At 45.3% G+C, this 21,064-nt stretch carries 16 protein-coding genes and 5 pseudogenes; 8 read left to right on the forward strand and 13 right to left on the reverse strand.

From position 1 onward, the window contains the following. Nucleotides 1-21 precede the first annotated feature (21 nt). Nucleotides 22-1,557: a GGDEF domain-containing protein gene (locus ACH19P_RS17860; protein WP_462159970.1), complete on the reverse strand. Its 1,536-nt coding sequence runs from the start codon at nucleotides 1,555-1,557 to the stop codon at nucleotides 22-24. Nucleotides 1,558-1,732: 175 nt separating this feature from the next. Between ACH19P_RS17860 and ACH19P_RS17865 the strand changes: the two genes are divergently transcribed. Continuing rightward, nucleotides 1,733-3,502 (forward strand): M61 family metallopeptidase, encoded by a 1,770-nt coding sequence (locus tag ACH19P_RS17865; RefSeq protein WP_462160197.1) that lies wholly within the window; start codon nucleotides 1,733-1,735, stop codon nucleotides 3,500-3,502. Between the two features lie 33 nt (nucleotides 3,503-3,535). On the opposite strand, the gene ACH19P_RS17870 is transcribed toward ACH19P_RS17865, so the two are convergent. After that, a complete protein-coding gene (locus tag ACH19P_RS17870) occupies nucleotides 3,536-4,321 on the reverse strand; it encodes a glycosyltransferase family 25 protein (RefSeq protein ID WP_462159971.1) in 786 nt (261 codons plus the stop codon). Nucleotides 4,322-4,508: 187 nt separating this feature from the next. Between ACH19P_RS17870 and ACH19P_RS17875 the strand changes: the two genes are divergently transcribed. Further along, on the forward strand, nucleotides 4,509-5,486 hold the full coding sequence (locus ACH19P_RS17875; protein ID WP_462159972.1) for a GGDEF domain-containing protein: 978 nt from the start codon (nucleotides 4,509-4,511) through the stop codon (nucleotides 5,484-5,486). 242 nt (nucleotides 5,487-5,728) lie between these two features. Here ACH19P_RS17875 and ACH19P_RS17880 read toward each other — a convergent pair whose 3' ends face one another. From ACH19P_RS17880 to hisG, 9 genes and pseudogenes are all read right to left on the reverse strand, one after another. Further along, entirely contained in the window at nucleotides 5,729-6,232 is a 504-nt protein-coding gene (locus ACH19P_RS17880) for a hypothetical protein (protein ID WP_462159973.1), read from the reverse strand. 84 nt (nucleotides 6,233-6,316) lie between these two features. Then, nucleotides 6,317-6,925 (reverse strand): bifunctional phosphoribosyl-AMP cyclohydrolase/phosphoribosyl-ATP diphosphatase HisIE, encoded by a 609-nt coding sequence (hisIE, locus tag ACH19P_RS17885; RefSeq protein WP_462159974.1) that lies wholly within the window; start codon nucleotides 6,923-6,925, stop codon nucleotides 6,317-6,319. Next, nucleotides 6,916-7,695, reverse strand: coding sequence for an imidazole glycerol phosphate synthase subunit HisF (gene hisF, locus ACH19P_RS17890; RefSeq protein WP_462159975.1), 780 nt, complete (start codon nucleotides 7,693-7,695; stop codon nucleotides 6,916-6,918). Before hisF ends, hisIE begins: the two co-directional genes overlap by 10 nt. Beyond that, nucleotides 7,677-8,411 (reverse strand): 1-(5-phosphoribosyl)-5-[(5-phosphoribosylamino)methylideneamino] imidazole-4-carboxamide isomerase, encoded by a 735-nt coding sequence (locus ACH19P_RS17895; RefSeq protein WP_462159976.1) that lies wholly within the window; start codon nucleotides 8,409-8,411, stop codon nucleotides 7,677-7,679. The genes hisF and ACH19P_RS17895 overlap by 19 nt, the downstream gene beginning before the upstream one ends. Nucleotides 8,412-8,420: 9 nt before the next feature. Continuing rightward, entirely contained in the window at nucleotides 8,421-9,011 is a 591-nt protein-coding gene (gene hisH / locus ACH19P_RS17900; RefSeq protein WP_462159977.1) for an imidazole glycerol phosphate synthase subunit HisH, read from the reverse strand. Then, nucleotides 9,008-10,070, reverse strand: a pseudogene (hisB, locus tag ACH19P_RS17905) (bifunctional histidinol-phosphatase/imidazoleglycerol-phosphate dehydratase HisB). The gene hisH and the pseudogene hisB overlap by 4 nt, the downstream one beginning before the upstream one ends. 21 nt (nucleotides 10,071-10,091) lie before the next feature. Further along, nucleotides 10,092-11,199: pseudogene (gene hisC, locus ACH19P_RS17910) on the reverse strand (histidinol-phosphate transaminase). Then, entirely contained in the window at nucleotides 11,196-12,491 is a 1,296-nt protein-coding gene (gene hisD, locus ACH19P_RS17915) for a histidinol dehydrogenase (RefSeq protein ID WP_462159978.1), read from the reverse strand. Before hisD ends, hisC begins: the two are co-directional and overlap by 4 nt. Nucleotides 12,492-12,498: 7 nt before the next feature. After that, nucleotides 12,499-13,398: an ATP phosphoribosyltransferase gene (gene hisG, locus ACH19P_RS17920; protein WP_462159979.1), complete on the reverse strand. Its 900-nt coding sequence runs from the start codon at nucleotides 13,396-13,398 to the stop codon at nucleotides 12,499-12,501. Nucleotides 13,399-13,745: 347 nt separating this feature from the next. Here hisG and ACH19P_RS17925 point away from each other — a divergent pair, with 347 nt between their 5' ends. Next, nucleotides 13,746-13,958, forward strand: a complete 213-nt coding sequence (locus ACH19P_RS17925; RefSeq protein WP_462159981.1) for a hypothetical protein — start codon at nucleotides 13,746-13,748, stop codon at nucleotides 13,956-13,958. Between the two features lie 6 nt (nucleotides 13,959-13,964). Here the strand turns inward: ACH19P_RS17925 and ACH19P_RS17930 are convergent, their stop codons facing one another. Next, the gene (locus ACH19P_RS17930) at nucleotides 13,965-14,366 is read right to left on the reverse strand and encodes a hypothetical protein (protein ID WP_462159983.1); all 402 of its coding nucleotides are present in this window, start codon (nucleotides 14,364-14,366) and stop codon (nucleotides 13,965-13,967) included. A 144-nt stretch (nucleotides 14,367-14,510) separates the two neighbouring features. On the opposite strand from ACH19P_RS17930, the pseudogene ACH19P_RS17935 reads away from it, so the two are divergent. The 5 genes and pseudogenes from ACH19P_RS17935 (at nucleotide 14,511) to ACH19P_RS17955 (ending at nucleotide 19,591) form a co-directional block, all read left to right on the forward strand. Then, nucleotides 14,511-16,423 (forward strand): annotated as a pseudogene (locus ACH19P_RS17935) (ATP-dependent DNA helicase). Continuing rightward, on the forward strand, nucleotides 16,423-17,109 hold the full coding sequence (gene tsaB / locus ACH19P_RS17940) for a tRNA (adenosine(37)-N6)-threonylcarbamoyltransferase complex dimerization subunit type 1 TsaB (protein WP_462160198.1): 687 nt from the start codon (nucleotides 16,423-16,425) through the stop codon (nucleotides 17,107-17,109). The pseudogene ACH19P_RS17935 and the gene tsaB overlap by 1 nt, the downstream one beginning before the upstream one ends. Before the next feature lie 74 nt (nucleotides 17,110-17,183). Further along, nucleotides 17,184-17,477, forward strand: a complete 294-nt coding sequence (locus ACH19P_RS17945) for a hypothetical protein (RefSeq protein WP_462159984.1) — start codon at nucleotides 17,184-17,186, stop codon at nucleotides 17,475-17,477. Nucleotides 17,478-17,557: 80 nt separating this feature from the next. Continuing rightward, nucleotides 17,558-19,207 carry an EAL domain-containing protein gene (locus ACH19P_RS17950; protein WP_462159985.1) on the forward strand — a complete coding sequence of 550 codons (1,650 nt, stop codon included), beginning with the start codon at nucleotides 17,558-17,560 and terminating at the stop codon, nucleotides 19,205-19,207. After that, a pseudogene (locus tag ACH19P_RS17955) lies at nucleotides 19,179-19,591 on the forward strand (EAL domain-containing protein). The gene ACH19P_RS17950 and the pseudogene ACH19P_RS17955 overlap by 29 nt, the downstream one beginning before the upstream one ends. 128 nt (nucleotides 19,592-19,719) lie before the next feature. On the opposite strand, the pseudogene ACH19P_RS17960 reads toward ACH19P_RS17955, so the two are convergent. Beyond that, nucleotides 19,720-21,010 (reverse strand): annotated as a pseudogene (locus tag ACH19P_RS17960) (alkaline phosphatase). Nucleotides 21,011-21,064: the final 54 nt, after the last annotated feature.

The raw sequence follows: 21,064 nt of genomic DNA on the forward strand, positions 1-21,064 counted from the left end.
TACTCCTTTGTGAAACACGGGCTATTTCTTGATTATCAAACGATCGCGTCCGCCATTTTTTGCGTCATAGAGTGCTAAATCCGCGCGATCAAAAGCACTAAGCGCCGTGTCGTTAGCCAGAATTTGGGTAGCACCGATGGAAACGGTAATTTGAACTTGTTCATTCTTAAATTTGAAAGGGATCCCTTTGATACTGTTTCTCAGTTTATCGAGTGGGCGAACAACGTTGCCAATATCAACATTGGGCATAATTATCACAAACTCTTCACCGCCAAAGCGAGCGATGAAGTCGGTACTGCGAATCGCTTTTTTCATTGCGGTAGCTAAGACCAGTAGGGTCTTGTCGCCAGCGCTGTGGCCATATTTGTCATTGATTGATTTGAAGTGGTCAACGTCAATCACCACCAAGCTGACCGCAGAGTTTGTTCGGCGAACTTGCTCTAATTCGATTTCCAGTCGTTCATCAAATGCTAATCTGTTCGGTAACTTGGTCAAGCTGTCTTGCATAGACATGATACGCTGGCGCTCGATGGTCGTTTCATAGCTTTCAACTTGTTGCTCAAGATCATTAACGCGAGATTGCATGGACTGCAAGCCTTCTTGCAAGGCGTCGCGTTGCTGGGCTTCAAGCTGTTCTTTACTTAATAGTTGCTCAGTTAAGCTCGCTAGTCTTGATTCAACCGTTACTTTCAGCTCGGTAATATCCGTCGCCTGTTCTGCACTCATGCTGAGCTCGGCAATGTTGTGATCAATTTGCTTATACACTTCATTGATTTTTGAATCGAGCTTTCGAGATTTATCAGTCGTGTTGGTCAGGAGTTGCTGTAAGTCTGCTAAACTCTGATTCAGCGACGCCAAAAAGTGTTGCGCTGAACGGCGCTCTTTACTCAAGCTCAAGATAATTATGCGCATGAGCTCGATGCTGGCGTTTAACAGCTGGTCAAGTTCATTAGCACTGTTGATCGTGGTTTTGATGTTACGAACTAGTTCTGCAAATTCCCCCTGGACACTGACTTCACTGGTAATTTGAGTCAGTTCATTGGCAAAACGCTTTACATCGTCATTGTTAGGAAAATCCGCACTTTTTTCTTTGGCATGCAGAACTTCATCATAAATATTTACGAGGCGTTCAAACAGAGGCACAAAATCAAGTGGTGACTTTGCGTTTGAGAGGTGCTTATTAAGTAATTCGCGAAGCGTCCTGCGTGAGTCATCAGGCAACCCTTTGCGTTGTTGTAAGCGGACGCCAGCTTGATTAACACTCGCTTGCAGCTCACGATACTGCGCATCCACATTGGCTTCATGGCGACTTAGTAACGCATTTAGCTCGTGAATAATTGGGCTTAATTCTTTGTAGTTAGCGCCTTTTTGTAGGTGGCGTCTAAAACCCGCAAGGCGATTATCAAGCTCTATATCAATCCCTTTACAGACTAACGATAGTTTGGCGATGAACTGAGCCAGCGTACCCACTTGCTCTTGTCGCGTAGTTTCTATTGTTTGCCGTTGTGAAATGGCTGAATTCAACTTTTTCCGTAAAGCTTCAAGCTGTTCAGTCACGTCTTATTTTCCTTCGTCACAATTATATGTTCCAGTGTATAACATATTTCTGTGCATTACCGTTTTAACAATTGTTTTTTTTCTGCTTAATCCGTGATTAAACGCAAAAAATTGTTTCGTTTGCTTGCGTTTTGATACCCTTGCTGCACCAAATTTGATGTACAGGTGTTCCGTGATTAGAAACGTAATTTCCGCAAGCTTACTTTTTCTTAGCCAGCAAGCATTAGCCGACACACATTATCAACTCGACATTTCGCAAAGTGCGCACCATTTAGGTGACGTGACGGTCTCTTTTGATAAAACCGGTCAAAGCTACATTGATGCGAAATTCCCCGCTTGGCGCACAGGCCGCTACACTATTTTGGACCTAGCCAATGGTGTTCGTTATTTTGAAGCGAAGGATGAAAAAGGTAGCACGCTAAAATGGCATAAAATCGATAAGAGCACTTGGCGAGTGTTCCTTGATGAACCAACAGCTGTAACCTTGAATTATCAAGTGTATGCCAACGAACTTGGTTTGCGTGCTCGCCACATCGACGATACCCACGCATTTATCGATGCATCCGGGTTCTTTATGTATAGCGAAGCCACCCGTAACGAGCCTGTCACTGTACAATTGAATGTACCAAAGTCATGGCGTTCAGTATCAGGTATGAAAAAAGGCGACAATAAACACCAGTTTATTGCCCCGAATTTTGATGTGTTAGTTGATTCCCCCATAGAAACTGGCATCAACGAACTACATGCATTTAGCGTTGATAATCGTGACTATGAACTCGTTATTTGGGGAGAGGGTAATTATGATAGCGAGAAGATGGTTGCTGATTTAACGACCTTGGTTAAAACTGGCAATGTGATTTGGGATGATTACCCGTACGAGCGTTATGTTTTTATGGTGCATGCTACATCAGGTGCACGTGGCGCAACTGAGCATCTTAATTCGACAATTATTCAACGCCAACGCGACAAATTTGCCAAACGCGAAGATTATTTAGGTTTCATCGCCACGGCCGCCCATGAGTTTATTCATACTTGGAATGTCAAAGCGTATCGTCCACAGGGCATGGTGCCTTATGACTATATCGAGCCAAATTACACGCGTTTATTGTGGCTGTCTGAGGGCTCAACCAGTTACCTTGAAGATCACTTGTTATTGCGTTCTGGTTTGATGACCAAAAAAGAATTCTTTAAGGATTTAGCTAAACGCATCAATCGTCACCTTGTTACGCCGGGTCGCGATACGCAAAGCGTTGCACAAACAAGTTTTGATTCTTGGATTAACCAAGGCGGCGACCATGGTAAGAATTACAGTACCAACATCTATTCGGAAGGTTCACTGTTGTCTATGGTGTTGGACCTCAAACTATTAAGTGACTCTAATGCGCAAGTGAGCTACCGCGATGTACACAAGGAGCTGTACAACAGGCATAAGTTACCAAATAGCTTTAACGAAAAAGATGTAAAGGCTATTTTGCAAGATTTAAGTGGCCAAGATTACGCGCAGTGGTGGGCCAATAATGTTGATGCACCGATGCAAGTGGACTTTGATGCGCTACTTGCACAAGTAGGTTTAGAGCGAGTGTATCCTGAGGATGCGAAAGAAATCGTGAGCCTAGATGCGACAACGAGCTTGGATAAAGGGTTACTTAAACTCGAACATGTGCGTCGTGGCGGTGCAAGTTGGCTTGCTGGGCTAACCGCTGGCGATGTGATTGTTGCGTTAGATGGCCGACGTATCAGTACTGATCTAGCGACCTCTCTAGGTCAATACAAAGCCGGTGATGCGATTACAGTGAGCTATTTCCGCCGTGATCGCTTACAAACAAGCTCGGTGGTGTTGGCTAAAACCTTTGATAAAGATGCGAAGGTGCAACCTGTGGCGACACCTTCGGATGAACAAAAGCGCTTGTTTAAAGCGTGGGTTGGCGTTGATCTAATCGACTAAGGCATGCAAATGTCGGCATCTGTGTACTCAAACTCACGTGTTGGTTACAGGTGCCGATATGAGGTTTTTATCACCTTTGTGAAGTTTATAAATCAATTGACGACGGGCTATTTGTGCCTTCGGCCAACTTTTTATTGCCAGCAGCTGCTTTTGCAAAGGGTACGCTTTGGGCTTATTACGACCTCTACTGGCGATATCACTGTCAAAAAAATTGTCTTGTAACACTGGGTATGGCTGTATTGCGCCAACACTCACACCCGTTTCCCATGTATGTTGAATATCCGTATCCACAGGACGGTAAATCTTTTGCGCATGCGCTAACATACGTTTCGCACCTGCACGGGTGATGATATACGCACAGCAACCACTAAGTGGTTTGTCATGAACTACGAGTATGTGCTTATTACTAAGCGCGTGCTGATACTTAACAGGACGTTCTCTGCCTTGATAGTTACACAATTTGACGATGTCCAAGGGGAGTTTGGACTTCATTGCCACTTCGACACAGTTTTTGAGATTACCAGTAGCAGTAAAATCATCTTCTAAAATCACAGCATAGTCACAGTGGGAATCAAGTAATCGCTGCCAACACTTTTTATGACTGAGATAACAGCCAATCTCGCCATCACTCAATGGTCGATAGAATTTTTGCCTGTTCGCCTGTGGGTCTATAACAGCATGCTTTTGCTCTGTATTTAACAGTCTGCCGTTTACCGCATCAATTCGTTCAAATGAGAGGCGTTGTGCGAATAGTTGCTGACTCGCGCGAGCCAGTCTCTGTTCACTGCCTTTTAGGTTGATTACGTAGATGGGAAACATAGTGAGGTTACTCTGAAAATCTGTTAATCAGAGTTTGTCGGTAAAATAAGTCATAGCCATGAATAAGGTATGACAACTGGGTGACACTGAGTAGACGACGCGCCGTTCAGTTTTCGTTAAATTATGTTAACTCATGAGGATTCGTCTAAACTTAATACAATCGACTGGTTTAAATAGAACGAGTGAGATGTTTCCTAATTCCCGAATTGAGCACTTCTATAAAAAGTGTGAGTTTTTTTTGGGCTTTTCAGGTGTTTCCTGGTGGCTGATCGATTTAGAAGATGACCCTGATACTTTTTATTGCAATCAGACTATGCGTGACACCTTTCACCTCGACAGTGACAAGGTAGGGCACTCAGTCCTTGGTACATGCCCAATATGCGGTGACTATAACAAATTCATCGCGCTAAAGAGCAGTGACAAAGCTCGAAAGGTATTACAAGATTACAGCGACCTTCGTCATAACAAATGCAGTGAATATAACAATCGTTTTCCTTACTATGATGAAGTCACCGAAAAGGTGAATTATTTTACTAGTCGTGCAAAAGCTCTGTGTCGTAACGACAATGGCGAAGCGATTATATTGCTGGGGATTATCGAGCCTGAAGTAACCACTGATATCTTATATAAGCAAGCAACGTTGGATGGCCTGACCAATCTTAAAAACAGACGCGAATTCGATAACCAGTTAGGATTTTTGATCAATTTGGCTCGCCGTGAACAACGATATATCTCTTTGATCATGGCGGACATCGATTGTTTCAAACTTTTCAACGATGCTGCCGGCCACTATCAAGGTGATGAGTGTTTGAAAACGGTGGCCAGAGCATTTTTTAACGTTTGTAATCGTGAAACTGATATTGTCTGTCGCTATGGTGGGGAAGAGTTTGCTGTAATAGTTTACGGTGAAAAAGCGGGTGTTGAAAAACTGGCACAAAACATCGTGGAAGAAGTTGCAAACCTCGCTATTGACCACCCAGGTGACGATCAAGATACGGTAACCATAAGCGTGGGTTATGTCTCAATCATTCCTGAGCTGCTCACGAGCGCGAAGTCTCTCATTGAAATGGCAGATACGGCATTGTACGCTGCTAAGAACAATGGCAAAAATCAAGCCGTTAATTTCCAAAAAATTGACACAAAGCAACGTAAACAGGCCGTTTAGTCTTCGCTTTTTAGGTGCGTAAGGTGTTAAATGCTCGGTGAAAATCGCGCTATTATCAACGTTGCGCTTACGCCTAAATCAACATGCTGCTGGATTGGCGGGTGAGCTACAGTGGTTTTGCGCAACACCTATTTTCTTTATCAAAAGCGTCACATTGAAGCTTTGAAACTCGACAGTATTGCAATTAGAAAACAAAAAAAGCTGGGATGATGCCCAGCTTTTCTTTAGTGCCTAAAATGCGATTACTTGGTTTTTCCGATGTCATAAGACGTCATCCAAGGCGTAGAACGAGACAATGATTTACCTGTATGCACTGAAACAGAGGGCTTATTTTCATCTAACACGAAGGTTGTGCGTAAAGAAGTTTCAGATTCTTTTTGCTGCTCATACCAACCTTCTCCCAAACATTGACGGGTAAAATCAACTGCTTGCTGATGTACGGCTAACGCAGCGTCCTTCTCTTTATATGTTTGTTGGCAGCTGTATGAATAAGTTGTTTCATTTAGTGCAGAGATCTGACAGCTATCACCAATTAAGTTGTAGCGTGCTTGCCAGCTATCGATAAACTTTGATTGCGTTCGAGCAAGTTTTAAACCTGCGAATCGATTGTCATAGGCGCCAAGTAGCGCATCAATTTTTTCACAGGGACTAAGACTGTCAACTTGAGCTTGTTGCTCTTTTTGTGCCTGGCCTGCGCATCCTGCAGCCAAAATAAGCGCAGCGAGAGTGGGATAAAGTGCTTTCATGCCAAAGAGTTCCTTAATTGGGATGTTGTTAGCATACCCAAGGACGGCACTCTCTGGCAATGGCAAATACACACCAATCCCACATCAATGGCGAGATTGTAGGCGGCTTACTACATCAGCTAATGACAAGCCTTGGCGTTGTAAAAGCACTATAAGGTGATAGAGCAAGTCGGCGGATTCATCGGTGAGCTCGTTATTGTCATTTTTCATGGCGGCCAAAGCCACTTCTACGCCCTCTTCGCCGACTTTTTGGCAGCTGCGAGCTAGCTCTTTGACAAACAACGAAGCGGTGTAGCTGCTTTGTGGATCGGCATCTTTGCGATCGATGATAATTTGCTCGAGCTCTGCCAAAAAGCCAAGGCTGGGTTTAGCATCACCGAAACAGCTTTGGGTGCCAAGGTGGCAGGTGGGGCCATCGGGGTAGGCCATAATCAAAATAGAGTCTTGGTCGCAATCTGTATAAACGGCTTCAACATGCAGAAAATGACCAGAGCTTTCGCCTTTGGTCCATAACCGTTGTTTGGAACGCGAATAAAAAGTTACTTTCTTTTGCTCTAAGGTGTGTGTAAGGGCCGCATGATCCATAAAACCCTGCATAAGAATTTGTCCGGTGACATAATCTTGGACAATTGCTGGAATCAAAGGTGATTTAGAGAAATTTACGTCACTGACATTGTTTAAATCTATTCGCATAATCGAGTCGCTATGTTGTTATTGGCCAAGTGTTGTTTTAACTCACCCATATTAATTATATTTTTGTGGAATACGCTTGCTGCCAAGGCGCCATCGACATTCGCTTGGGTGAACACGTCGCTAAAATCACTGATTTTGCCCGCACCGCCTGAAGCTATCAGGGGAACATGGCATATCTGACGTACTTTTGCTAATTGTTCGATGTCGTATCCATTGCGGACGCCGTCTTGATTCATACAGTTTAGTACGATTTCACCTGCACCGAGCGCTTGAACTTGTTCTACCCACTCCAATGTGTTGTAGCGAGTACGTGATGAGCTGTTGGGATCGCCGGTTAATTGATACACCAAGTATTCACCCGTCTGTGCGTCAAAAAAGCTGTCGATACCCACAACGACGCATTGTTTACCAAACTCATCATGCAACTCGCGAATTAATTCAGGGCGCGCGATAGCAGGGCTGTTGATGCTAATTTTATCTGCGCCACTTTGCAGCACGCGGGCAGCGTCAGCGACTGATTTAATGCCACCTGCGACACAAAAGGGAATGTCGATGTTGCGGGCAATATGCTCAACCCAATTTACGTCTAATAAGCGTTTTTCGACGCTGGCGCTAATCTCGTAAAAGACCAACTCATCAGCACCGGCGTCGCTGTAGGCTTTGGCAAGATTGAGAATGTCGCCAACAATTTCATGGCCTTTAAATTGTACGCCTTTAACGACTTGGCCGTCTTTTACGTCTAAGCAGGGGATTATGCGCTTTGATAACATGCTAATGCCTCCTCAACGGTGAATGCGCCATCAAGTAGCGACTTACCAAGAATGACGCCCTGGGTGCCAATTTCTTTCAAGCGGCGAATATCCTCAAGTGAGCTTACGCCGCCCGATGCTTGAATGCGCAAGTGGGGATTGTGCGCTTGCAGCTCTTCGTACAAACTAAATGAAGGGCCCCTCATGGTGCCATCTTTGCTGATGTCGGTGCACAGAAAATCGATAACTCCAAGGTTAGCGTAAAAGTCGATGAGCTCAAACAAAGACACATCGCCACTTTCTAACCAACCGTGAGTCGCAGGCATCCAGCCTTTTTCTGTTTTGTTGACATCAAGGGCAATAACAAAGTGCTGCGCGCCATGGCGCTCAATCCAACTCGCCACTTCTTCTTTATCATTCACCGCTTTTGAGCCAATCACCACTTGTGCCGCACCCGCTTCTAGCCACTGAGTGACGTCATCAATACTGCGAATACCGCCACCAACTTGATAACCTACGCCCAAGGCTTTGGTCGCTTCTTGAATCTGACGCCACTGCTTTTTATCAGGGTCACGCGCACCTTCTAAATCAACAAGGTGGAGTTTTTGCGCGCCTTGGCGTTGATAGTCCATCAGTCGCTCGGCTAAATCAAACGGATAAAACTGTGCAGTGTCGTATTTGCCTTGATACAAGCGCACGATTTGTTGTTGTAATACATCTAATGCTGGGATAATCATAATGCTTCTTTATGCCTGCCAATCAATAAAGTTTTGAAGAAGTCGCGCGCCTACTTTCGCGCTGCGTTCGGGGTGAAATTGCATTCCGGCATAATTGTCCTTGGCGACAATCGCAGAAAAACGTTGCCCGTATTCGCTGGTGGCCAATGTTGCGTCATTCACTTGGTGGGCGAAGCTGTGCACAAAATACACTTGGTCGGTATCTTTTACACCTTGAGTCAGCGGGTGCGTTTGAGCAATGCACAGCTGATTCCAGCCCATGTGTGGTGCACTTAAATCACCTACTTCAAGTTCGCTTACTGCACCGGGAATAATACCCAGGCATTGCGTATCACCTTCTGCGGTGTGCTCACATTGTAACTGCATACCAAGGCAAATTCCTAAAAGAGGGCGCTGATATTCATCAATGGCTTGTTGCCAACCGCCTTCAATAAGTCTGGCCATGGCCACTTTTGCATGACCCACTCCCGGTAAAACAGCGCGCTCATACTGGCGCAATTGCTGCGCATCGGTGATGACTTCAACAGGCGTACCCAAACGCTCAAATGCGAAACGCACTGAGTTGATGTTGGCACAACCGGTATTGATGATGGCTATCATAGTACCCCCTTAGAGCTGGCAGTTTGTTGCGTGGCATCTTCGCTTATAGCAGTGCGTAGCGCCCGAGAAAACGCCTTAAACAAGCCTTCCACTTGGTGGTGGCAATTGCCCTCAGATACACTCAAAATTAGCGACATAGCGGCATTATCGCTAAGACTTTTGAAAAAGTGCTCGACCATTTGTACGTCTAAATCGCCCGCTTTTTTCGCGGCTAAAGTTGGCGTTCAAGACAAAAGAAGCTCGCCCAGATAAATCTATTTGTGCCTCGGCTTTACACTCATCCATCGGTAGCGCAAACCCATAGCGTGCAATTTGCGACTTAGTACCTAACGCTTGACGCAGTGCTTGACCAAGGGCTATACCCACATCTTCAACGAGGTGGTGCTCGTCGATGTGTAAATCGCCTGTGGCTTGAATATCTAGGTAGATGTTTGCGTGGGTGCGAATTTGGTCGAGCATGTGATCAAAAAAGCCTAAACCCGTGCTGATTTCACCACTTTTGTTGGCATCAAGATTGAGCGCCACGCTTATTTGCGTTTCTTTAGTATCGCGTTTTACCGCACCTTGACGATTAGCCGTGGTCAACTGGGTGACAATCTGTGGCCAATTGTTGTCGTATAAAATGCCCTGTATGCACAAGTTTTCGGCTAACTGGATATCGGTTTGGCGGTCACCAATCACATATGAATTGGCAATATCCACTTTGCCTGAGCGCATTAAGTCCACCAGCAAACCTGTTTTTGGTTTGCGGCATTGGCAGTTGTCACCATCGAAATGCGGGCAAACCAGTACATCTTCAAAGACGATGCCTTGGGAGCTGAAAATAGCCATCATTTTGTCATGTGGCGCGTCAAAGTCAGCTTGCGGGAAACTGTCTGTTCCTAAACCATCTTGGTTTGACACCATTACCAACTTGTATCCATTAGCCTGTAAGGTAAGCAGTGCTGGGATCACGTTGGGCAACAAGGCGAGTTTTTCTAAGCTGTCCACTTGCTTGTCTGTGATAGGCTCTTCAATCAAGGTGCCGTCACGGTCGATAAATAAATATGGGTTACTCATTGTTATTCCTGTTTTGCCTTGTTATTGGTTTGTTGTGTTCAGCGCTATAGCATCAAGCCATGCTTTAACTTCACTGAGTTCTTGCTCGTTACCAATGGATATACGTAGCCAATTGTCTTGACCGAAAAGTACAAAGGGGCGCATGACTAGACCGCGCTCATATGCGATTGCAATCGCTGCTTTATCTTCTAGTTGCAGTGTCACAAAGTTACCTTCACCACTGAGTACCATCGTCACTGCACTGCTTTCGCTTAACCATTGCTGTAAGCGGGCTTTCAATGAATTTAGGATACCCACTTGTCGGCGCATCGAGGCAATATTCGAGGTACTAAGGGCTTGTGCCGCGATATCGGCAACGACGGTCGATACAGGGTAGGGCGCCAGCACTTTGCGCAGTGGTGCTAAAAGCGCTGTGTTGGCTAAGGTGAAGCCGGTGCGCAGCCCAGCAAGGGCAAACGCTTTAGACAATGTGCGCAGGACAACAACATTGTTGTAATCATTGATTAGAGATACTGCACTTTGCTCAGGGCAAAATTCAATATACGCCTCGTCAACAACCACGATTGCTCTTTGGGATAGTTGTTCGGCAATTTGGGCAATTTTACTGGTAGAGATCATTGCCCCGGTCGGGTTGTTAGGGTTACAAATAAACACTAACCTGGCATCACCGACTTGTTCACATATACCTACGGCATCACTTTGTTGCAACGTTTCTTGGCTAAGGGTGTTAATCGCCACATTGTGGGTATCCGCTGTGACTTTGTACATGCCGTAGGTGGGTGCGAATAGCGCAATACTGTCCTCACCGGGTTCGCAAAATGTGCGTACCAGTAACTCAATGCCTTCATCCGCACCGCGGGTCATGACCACTTGCTCGGCGTCAAGGCCGACATAGCTGCTGTAGGCATCGAGCACCTGTTGAGGTTGTGGATCTGGGTAGCGGTTGAACTCCGTTTTAGTCAGTTCATATTCTCGACTGTACGGGCTTTCGTTGGCATTAAGCCAAGTCGAGCCTGTGAGCTTTTTCACTTTTTGCAGAGCTGTACGCTGTTAATTTAGCAATGTTTTGTGGCAACACGTTCTCAGGAAACTGTGCTTTACTTTGTTCTTTAATCACTTCGTTGCTCATTGTAGGGCTCCTAAACGCACACGAACGGCATTGGCGTGGGCATCCAGCCCTTCAGCTTCAGCCATAGGAATAATTGCTTTTGCTAAATCGGCAAGGCCACTTTTAGTCACTGTTTGCACAGTGTATGTACGGTAAAAATCTAACAGGCTTAGGCTTGAATACACTTTCGAGTAGCCGTAAGTCGGCAGTACATGGTTGGTGCCTGAAGCATAATCACCCGCTGACTCTGGAGTGAAATCACCAACGAATATAGAACCAACGTTTTTGATTTTAGGTAAATATTCAGCGCTTTCAGCAAGTTGTAAAATAAGGTGCTCGGGACCATATTCGTTTGAAACAGTTACGGCTTGTTCAATGTTGTCGACTTTAATGAGCGCGGAGTTTTCAAGTGCTGCTTTTGCAATATCAGCACGTGGTAAACGCTCAAGTTGTGTTTCAAGCGCTTTTTGCGTTGCTGCAATCACCTCGACACTGTCGCTGAGTAAAATCACTTGCGAATCAGGGCCGTGCTCAGCTTGAGACAATAAATCAGCAGCAATAAATTCCCCCTTGGCGCGGCTATCGGCAATCACAAGGACCTCAGATGGGCCTGCTGGCATATCAATGGCTAATCCCGGAACGTGTTGCGCACAGAGTTGTTTCGCCATAGTTACAAACGAATTTCCTGGACCAAAAATTTTGTTTACCTTAGGCACACTTTGTGTGCCATACGCCATCGCTGCGATGGCAGGAGCGCCGCCAATTTGCAGTACTTGAGAAATGCCACATAATCGCGCTGCGTACAAAATCGCGGGGTGAATACTTTGCTTGCCTTTGACTGGCGTTGCTAATACTACGGTTTGTGCACCGCTAATTTGTGCGAGCACGCCTTGCATTAACACTGATGAAGGTAAGGGCGCACTGCCGCCAGGGACATAAATTCCGACCGCTTCAATGGCTTGATAACGTAGTTCACACGCAACACCGGGTTGGGTGCTTAAGCTCATATTCTTTGGCACTTGGGCAAGGTGAAAACGACGAATGTTGTCATAGGCCTGCTTTATCGCACTTTTAAGCTCAGTAGAGAGTGCCGCATCGGCATTAACAAAGTCATCATTAGTGCACAGCAATGGCGCGTCAACATTGCGACCGTCAAAGCGGTTGGCGAAGTCGCGCAGCGCGTCATCACCGTTAATCTTGACTTGCGACAAAATGTCTTCGCAGACAGGGCGAACATTATCTGCTGCTGTTACAGCGGGTCGCTGTAAAGTCTGTTGCTGCTGCGCAGCCGAGAGTGTATTCCAATCAATCATGCCGCGCTTACTCCATCATTTTCTCAATTGGCATGACCAAGATTGAATTTGCACCAAGTGCCTTAAGCGATTCCATGGTTTCCCAAAACAGTGTTTCCGAGCTGACCATGTGTAGCGCCACGTATTCGTCGCTCCCTGCAAGTGCTAATAACGTAGGTTGGCCGGTACCTGGCAGTAATGCACATACCTCATCCAATTTAGACTTGGGGGCGTGCATCATGATGTACTTGCTTTCTTTAGCTTGCTTCACACCGCGCAGGCGAGGCATGAGCTTATCGATTAGGGCGAGTTTTTCGGGGTCTTGTAGGTTTTCATTTTGAATAAGGCAGGCGTTTGATTCTAAGATCGTTTCGCCCTGCATTAAGCCATTCGCTTCAAGCGTGGCGCCCGTTGACACTAAGTCGCAGATCGCATCGGCGAGCCCTGCACGAGGGGCAACTTCTACCGATCCCGTTAACATAACCACACTGGCATTGATGTTTTCGCGCTCAAGATATTGAGTCAAAATTTCTGGATAAGTCGTGGCAATTCGCTTACCTGCAAACCAGCTTTTCTCTTGCACCCCAAGCTCTTGCGGCCATGCCAAAGCGAGGCGGCAGTAGCCGAAGTCAAGTGTAGAGAGCTTTTTCACAGAGCTGGCATTGTCGCCGCGGGCGCGTTCAGCTTTGACTTCTTCTAACACGTTCTCGCCAACAATACCGAGGTCGCACACGCCATCCATAACGAGACCCGGAATATCGTCATCGCGCACGCGTAAAACATCGATCGGCATGTTTGTGGCGTGGGCAATTAGGCGCTGCTCGCGGAGGTTTAGCTTGACGCCGAGTTGTTTGAGTAGGTTTTGACAGTCTTTAGAAAGACGTCCTGATTTTTGGATTGCGATTCGTAAACGATTGTTATTGCTCATAATTCATTTCCTTAATTTTAAAACTAAAAACCCCGAGGAGACCTCGGGGCGAAAATGAATTTGGTAGTGATTACGCGCCGGAGGTTCCTTTTAGGAATAACCCCCCAGCGAAATACCTGACAGGCTATTCGGTGGTGTGATGATGATGATGAATAGTTGTCAGTGTAAATGTCATGATTCTTTCTCTAAATGCTGTAAACATAGGTTGTCGTTGATTCGGTTATTAGATAAACATATTCTTGTGTTGGAGTGCAACCATTTTTTTAATGAGATTAAAGAATAAGCTATAACTGTCGATAACAGGGTGTGGTTTTATGCCCCCGGTAGGGCAAAGTGAAGGAGCTTGTATGGATATCATGATTCCCTTTCTTGGGAGGATCACGCGACTAGATGTTCAGCACAAGGGCGCATTTCATGTGGCCGGTGTTAAAGACGATAAAGTTGAAAAAGTACGTAATGACCGTAAACGTATCAAGGAACAACGCGGCCAAGAAACTTTATTGGATGACAAGGACAAAAAAGGCAAGGAAGACAATCCTCACCTTGATATTTGGGTATAAGGTGATTTAAAAGTACAAATGCTCTTTTATTTCGCCTGCCACCTTGATCTCGCATTTATCCCCTGATTTTTGTTGAGAGCTTTGAATTACGCCCGCAATCGCACCAAAAGCTCCGCCTTGATTCTGCAACACAGAACCAAAATAGCAATACCCAGAAATATCATGATTTTCATATTGGGCACTCATGTTGAGTGTGGGTGTGTAAGGTGCGAAACGACCATTCATTACTGGATCGCCATTGACACTCAGCTCTAAACGATTTTTATCAACGTCGTAAACACCACCGAACGTGAAGTCTGTTCCGTTGATTGTTACTACTTTATCTTGAGCAACGCGAGGAGGAGTACTGCCACAACCTGATAGAAGGGTTACGGACACGGCACACATGCTGATTATCAGCTTTTTCATAATAAAATCCTTTTAGTTCAATGTGTAATCCCGCGACAATGTTAGCTAGATATGAGTTAAAAGCCAAGGAATATGAACGATTTGGTTAGCCCAGCCTTTTAGGCTATTATCCCCTCTCATTTCTAACTTACCTATTGTGCATTAATGACCATAGACCAACTCTTTTCCCAAACCGGCCCGCTAGCAATGACTATTAAAGGTTATCAGCCGCGCCAAGCACAGATTGATATGGGGAAGGTGTGTGATTCAGCGTTGAAAAATAAGCAACAAATCGTGGTTGAAGCCGAAACTGGCACGGGCAAAACGTTCGCTTATTTGATTCCTGCATTAACCAATAAGGGTAAGTACATCATATCCACCGGCTCCAAAGCGCTGCAAGAGCAGCTTTATCATCGTGACTTGCCGACCGTCTATAAAGCGCTAGGAAGTGCGAAAAAGAAGGCGTTGCTCAAGGGGCGCAGTAACTATGTATGCCATTATCGCTTGAATCAACATGTCGCTCACGTACCCAGTGACGATGCTGATATCATGCACCAATTGGCCATGGTCGCTAAATTTGCTACACAAACGCGCAGTGGTGATATCGCCGATTGTCACGGAATTGAAGATGACGCTAAAGTATTGCCTTATGTCACCTCTACTGCAGATAACTGTTTGGGCAAAGAGTGTCCTGATTTTGACGCCTGTTTTGTGCGCAAAGCACGTTTAAAAGCTGCAGAAGCGGATATTGTGGTGATAAACCATCACTTATTTTTTGCCGATATGGCAGTAAAACAAAGCGGCTTTGCTGAGCTTCTACCAGGTGCAGATGGGTATATTTTTGACGAAGCGCACCAGTTAGCTGACATCGCCAGTGACTATTTCGGTGAAACAGTGTCCACAAAAAAGGTGTTTTCCTTCATCACAGATGCTCGCATGCTCTATCGCACAGAATTAAGAGACATGTTGCAACTCGGTAAAACTCTCGACAAACTTGAGTCGGCGACAATGGATTTACGCTTGCAGTTACCCCATGATGGCGGCCGTGGTGATTGGCGCCAAGCGCTGAGTTCAAAGCCTTTGTGTGACGCGGTACATCGTGTTACCAAGGACTTACAGTTCTTAAATCAAGTACTGAAATTATGTATTGAGCGCAGTGAATTGGTCGAACCCATGTTGGAGCGTTTGATGTCCTTGGTGGGTCAATTTGATCGCGTTTTTGATATTGCAACGCAGGGTTACAGCTACTGGTATGAGGCAACAAGGCGGCACGTCAGTATTCATATTACGCCCTTAAACATAGCTGCAAAATTCCGCGAAATGTTAGCCGAGCGTGAAGCTGGGTTTATTTTCACGTCCGCGACGTTGTCTGTAAATGACAGTCTGCAACACTTTAGCGATTCATTGGGTTTAGATCCTGTCAACACACTCATGCTGGCAAGCCCCTTCGATTATCAACAGCAAGCCTTGTTTTGTTTACCACGCTATTTACCCCCGGCGAACTCGGATGAGATGCCACGAGCATTGGTCGGTATTTGCCAACAAGTGATTAAATCCGCACAAGGTCGTTGCTTTTTTGCTTTTCACCTCATACCGAGTCATGTACATGGTAGCCGAGATACTGTGTCAGCAAATGGAATACCCCGTATTTGTGCAAGGGCAAATGTCAAAAAGGTTGTTGTTGGAACGTTTTACCCGACACGGCAATGCGGTACTGATGGGCACGGCATCATTTTGGGAAGGCGTGGATGTGCGCGGCAGTGCGCTAAGTTGTGTGGTCATTGATAAGCTGCCGTTTATCGCGCAGGATGATCCTTTGTTGCAAGCGCGGATGAGAGAATGTGAACAAGCCGGCGGCGATCCGTTTTCACACATTCAGTTACCGCGAGCGGTAATTGCCTTAAAACAAGGGGTCGGTCGCTTGATCCGTGATAGCCAAGAATCGCGGTGTTTTAGTATTATGTGACAACCGTGTTGTGACCCGAGAGTATGGTCAGGTATTTCTTAAAAGCCTACCCAATATGCGTCGCAGTCGTGACATGGATGAAGTAAACGCATTTTTATCAACGATAGAGTAATTATGAGCCAAACCATCCTTGCCTTAGACGCTTCAACAGAAGCGTTGTCAGTCGCCTTATTACACAACAACAAAGAATATCATTTCTTTGATGTGTGTCCGCAGCAGCATGCGCAGCGCATTCTTGACGAAATTGATAAGGTACTTAAGCAAGCAGGGTGCGACATTAGCGATGTTGATGTTATTGGTTATTGTCAGGGGCCAGGTAGTTTCACTGGTGTCCGTATCAGTGTATCAGTAGCACAAGGTTTGGCATTTTCAGCCAATATACCGGTTGTTGGGGTATCGTCGTTAGCCCTGATGGCGCAACAGGCAATTGAACAAGGTGCAACACAGGTTCTTGCGGCAATTGATGCGCGCATGGGCGAGGTCTACCTTGGCGCATATGAGGCGGTTGATGGCTTGGCGCAAATTTGTGGCGAGCAACAAGTGTTAAAACCTGAAGATGTAACAAGCCCGTTTGCTGACGCTGCCGCTGTGGGGACAGGGTGGAAAACATACCCAGAACTGTTGACTTCGATTACTGGCCTCATTGATACGACCGATATCGCTCTGCCAGACAGTCGCTTCATGCTAAAACTTATCGCTAAAGGCGTAGAGCTTGAGCAAACAACATCAGCGGCGCATGCGCAGCCCGTGTATGTGCGCGATACAGTGACGTGGAAGAAACTGCCTGGGCGTGAATAATTTTACGCCCACTGTATTGCGCTTACTTTTTGCTTTGTATCAAACTTAACCAGTCTTAATTTAAAAAACTGTGTATGACAATTCGCGCTATTAACAATGCTATTTCGGTCAACCCTGGCGTTCAATCCTCGGGGCGGGGTACGCGTGTAGTCGAAAATGTTCAACAAAATGAAAACATCACTCAATCCTCCACCGTTAACGATTCAAAACAAGGCCGAGTACTCGCTGACGCTTTGTATCGCCAAACGATTTATGATCAGCCCCGCGACACCCGTACCAGCGCAGCTATCGCAACCTACAAAGAGTATGCGTTTTTAGAACGTCGTGAAGAAGTGAAATCCATGCTTCACGTCAGTGTTTACGCATAGTTCTGTATATAATATGTGGACAAGTTGAGAAGTCCGAGGTACCTTATACGCAAACAAGAATAAGTATAAGTTAGTCTATTTTGCACCACCGCGTTTTTGAAGTTTTTACTCGTGGAGCAGCCAAGCTAGCCGTTAATACAGTTGTATTATCTTTGCGTGAAGGGTACGTAGCACTCATTCCATTTTTTGTGATGTCTGCGCTGCTCTCTTTGGTTAGCCATTGGCTGGGGTATGGAAAGGCGTCGTCTTTCTTACATTTTTTTTCTTCACTCAATACTATCGTTTGGGGATTGTTCCCTGTCGCAACGCTATTGTCGTTTACCTATTACTTGGCAAAAAACCTCAAACTAAACACCATCGCGGTGCCTGTATTAGTGCTGGTGTGTTTTTGTGCAGCTACTGACTATTTGCGCGTATCAACAGACGGCACAGTAACGGTGAACTATGCCGGTGGGCTTGTTTTTTCGATTCTCATGCCCATTTTTTGTTGCTACTTAGTGCAACGACTCCTCGATATCAGAAAGCTTCGATTAAGCCCTGCGTCAAGTATCAGTCTGTTTTTGAATAAACACCTTAGCTTGATGTTACCTTACTTAATCGTACTGATTGCGTGCTTAGCTTTGTTCCCACTTGTTGATTCGCTAATAGGCAACATTAACAGTGCATTTAATCGTTGGCTGGTTCATAAAAGTGATGGAGCACAGTTGGCACTGGACGTTCTGAGCACCCACTTGCTATGGTTTTTGGGAGTACACGGTGACACCGCTCAACATGTCAGTAATGTGTTTGAACAGCGAGAAACAATCCCAAATTCAGTGTACCTCAATAGCTTTGTTATGGTCGGTGGAGTCGGTGGAATGTGGGGACTGGTGCTGGCTTGTTTTATTCATGGACGTGAAACTTACGAATCATCCGTCGCGAAACTAGGCTTACCACTGGTCGTTTTTAACCTCAGTGAAGTCATGGTGTATGCCTTACCTATTGTGTTTAACCCTTATTTCCTTGTGCCATTTTTAACTGTGCCACTGATCAATGCGTTACTGAGCGAACTTGTGTTTTCAACAGGTGTGCTGAGCATACATTCCAATATTACTGATGTGCCTTGGTTTATGCCGGTGTTTTTTAATGGCTATTTATCAACGGGTAGTGTGGCTGGGCCTTTATGGCAGTTAGTATTAATTTCGTTGAATGCTCTGATTTACCTGCCATTTGTGCGCGCTAATAGCCGTCATAATATCTCAGGGCGAGAGTTGGATGTACTGATTAAACGTGTCAGTGCAGGGCGCCAATTGGAACGTCAAGTAGAAGCGCAGTTTGCTCGCCGAGATAATGAAAAAATCGCTCAGCAGAAACAATTAAACAAAGCGATTAGTGAACTGAAACACGGCATGCTTTGTTTGTATTATCAGCCAAAGGTATGCAACAAGACCCACAAATTATTAGGGTACGAAGCACTGTTGCGCGTGAAGAAGCAAGACGGATCGATAATTGCGCCTTGGTTTATCGATATCTTAGATAAATTTGAAATGATGGATGTCGTCGACAGCTTCGTCATTGACCAATTGGAGCTGGATTTATTGGAGTTCAAGCGCCACAGATTTTATCCAAAAGTTAGTTTTAACATTTCACCACAAAATCTAATAAATAGGCGGTTTAAGAGAGTCATTCGCGCATTTAGTAAGTTTCCAGATCAAGTTGAAGTTGAGAATCTTAGAATCGACGTATATTGACGATTTCATCCGTACACAAGAAGTTGTCGCGGCGCTTAAAGAAAACGGGATACGTTGCGCAATTGATGATTTTGGAACTGGATACTCTTGCCTAAGTATTTTAAGTAAATTGAATGTAGACACGATTAAATTTGATCGCAGCTTACTTCCCAAGATGAACAAGACAAAGCGATACATCTGTATAAAAGCTTATCGCAAATGTGCCATCAACTTGGTTTTGAAGTCATAGCCGAAGGAGTGGAGAGCGAGTTTCACATAGACTATATGCGCACCCTCCCAGTAGACCAATTGCAGGGATACTACTTTTCCAAACCACTTAACTTGGAACAGGCACTCAGAGACTGTTCGACGCGCCGTCGTCAAGACACGAGGTCAATACGATAACCAAATCGTTAAACGTAAAAAAGCCGCTCTGGGAGCGGCTTTTGAGTCTTCAGTTTTCAGTAGGGTTGTTAAACTATGTTAACAAGCACTATGAACAGTAACTCAATATTGATTGAATATCAATAGTGTTATTTTTTGTTAATAAAAGAGATGAGTTTGGTTGCAATTTCAGTGTTGTTTTGCGAACCAATAAACTGCTCATACCCCGCACCATGTGCAAATACCTGTACATCGATAGCGGTATGGCCTGATGTCGTCCAACCTGTGAAACTCGCTTCGCTAATCAGCTTTTTAACCGCCATCACGAGTGCTTCTTCGCCTACTTGTTTCGCTTGTGTTAACAAAACCTCTCGTTCTTTCGTGTATTCGAGGCCGCTCTCGCTTTCCCATTGAGTTTTCATGTCTTCACTCGCCATGAGACGCTCAGCAAGCACCCCCGCAGTTGCCTTAACACCTTTAACTACGTCAGCTTCCCATTTATATTGACCTTGAGCGCCAATTGTCAGACCGCCGGTCGAATGGTCAGCTGTGACCACCAAGATAGTGTCGGGATTTTTGGCAATAAATTCTTTTGCTGCACTGATAGCACCAGCAAAATCGTTCATTTCCGCCATCGCACAAGCAATGTCATTTGCGTGTCCGCACCAATCTATTTGGCTGCCTTCAATCATAATGAAGAAAGGATTGTTATTCTGCTCGAGTAATGACAACGCTTTTTTTGTCATTTTCGTTAGACGTGCTTTATCGCTATCCAGCGCAAAGGGTAAGCCCTTTGCCGCGTACAAACCGATAGCTGGAACTTGTTCGATTTGGTCAAGCTGTGCAAAGTTGTCACTGTATTGATAACCCGCAGCGACGAATTCATTGACTAAGTTTCTGTCATCGCGAATAAAGTATTGCGTACCACCACCTAGCATTAGGTCAACAGGAAGTTTTCCGTTGATCTTATTGTCGATGTAATCGTTAGCAATATCATCATAATTGCCACGAGCTTCATTATGCGCAGCGAAGCTTGCTGGAGTCGCGTGGTTGATTTGTGACGTGGCGACTAATGCAGTTGTCATACCTTTTTCTTTTGCTATTTCTAGCATTGTTTTTAGGTCTTCTTTTTGTATCAACTGCAATTGCGCCATTGTAGCTCTTCGTTGCTGTGGCCAATGCCGTTGCGCCAGCTGCACTATCAGTGACCACTGTATCATCGTCAGGGTAAGTGTGTGCCATACCTGTCAGCATGGAATCAAAAACGGTAGGATCGACTACTTTAGTGTTCGGATCATCTTGGTAATAGCGATACGCCGATGTGTAAGCTGGGCCCATACCATCGCCAATCATGTAAATAATATTTTTTGGGGTGCTTTGTCCTGCGCTGACAAAAAAACTTGCTAGAGAAAGCGTTGCTAGTGTAAATGTGCGTTTCATGTCTATATCCTGTTGTGTGATGACGTCATTCTAACCCGTCATTTGAATAATGAA

Source organism: Pseudoalteromonas sp. GB56, from assembly GCF_054923835.1.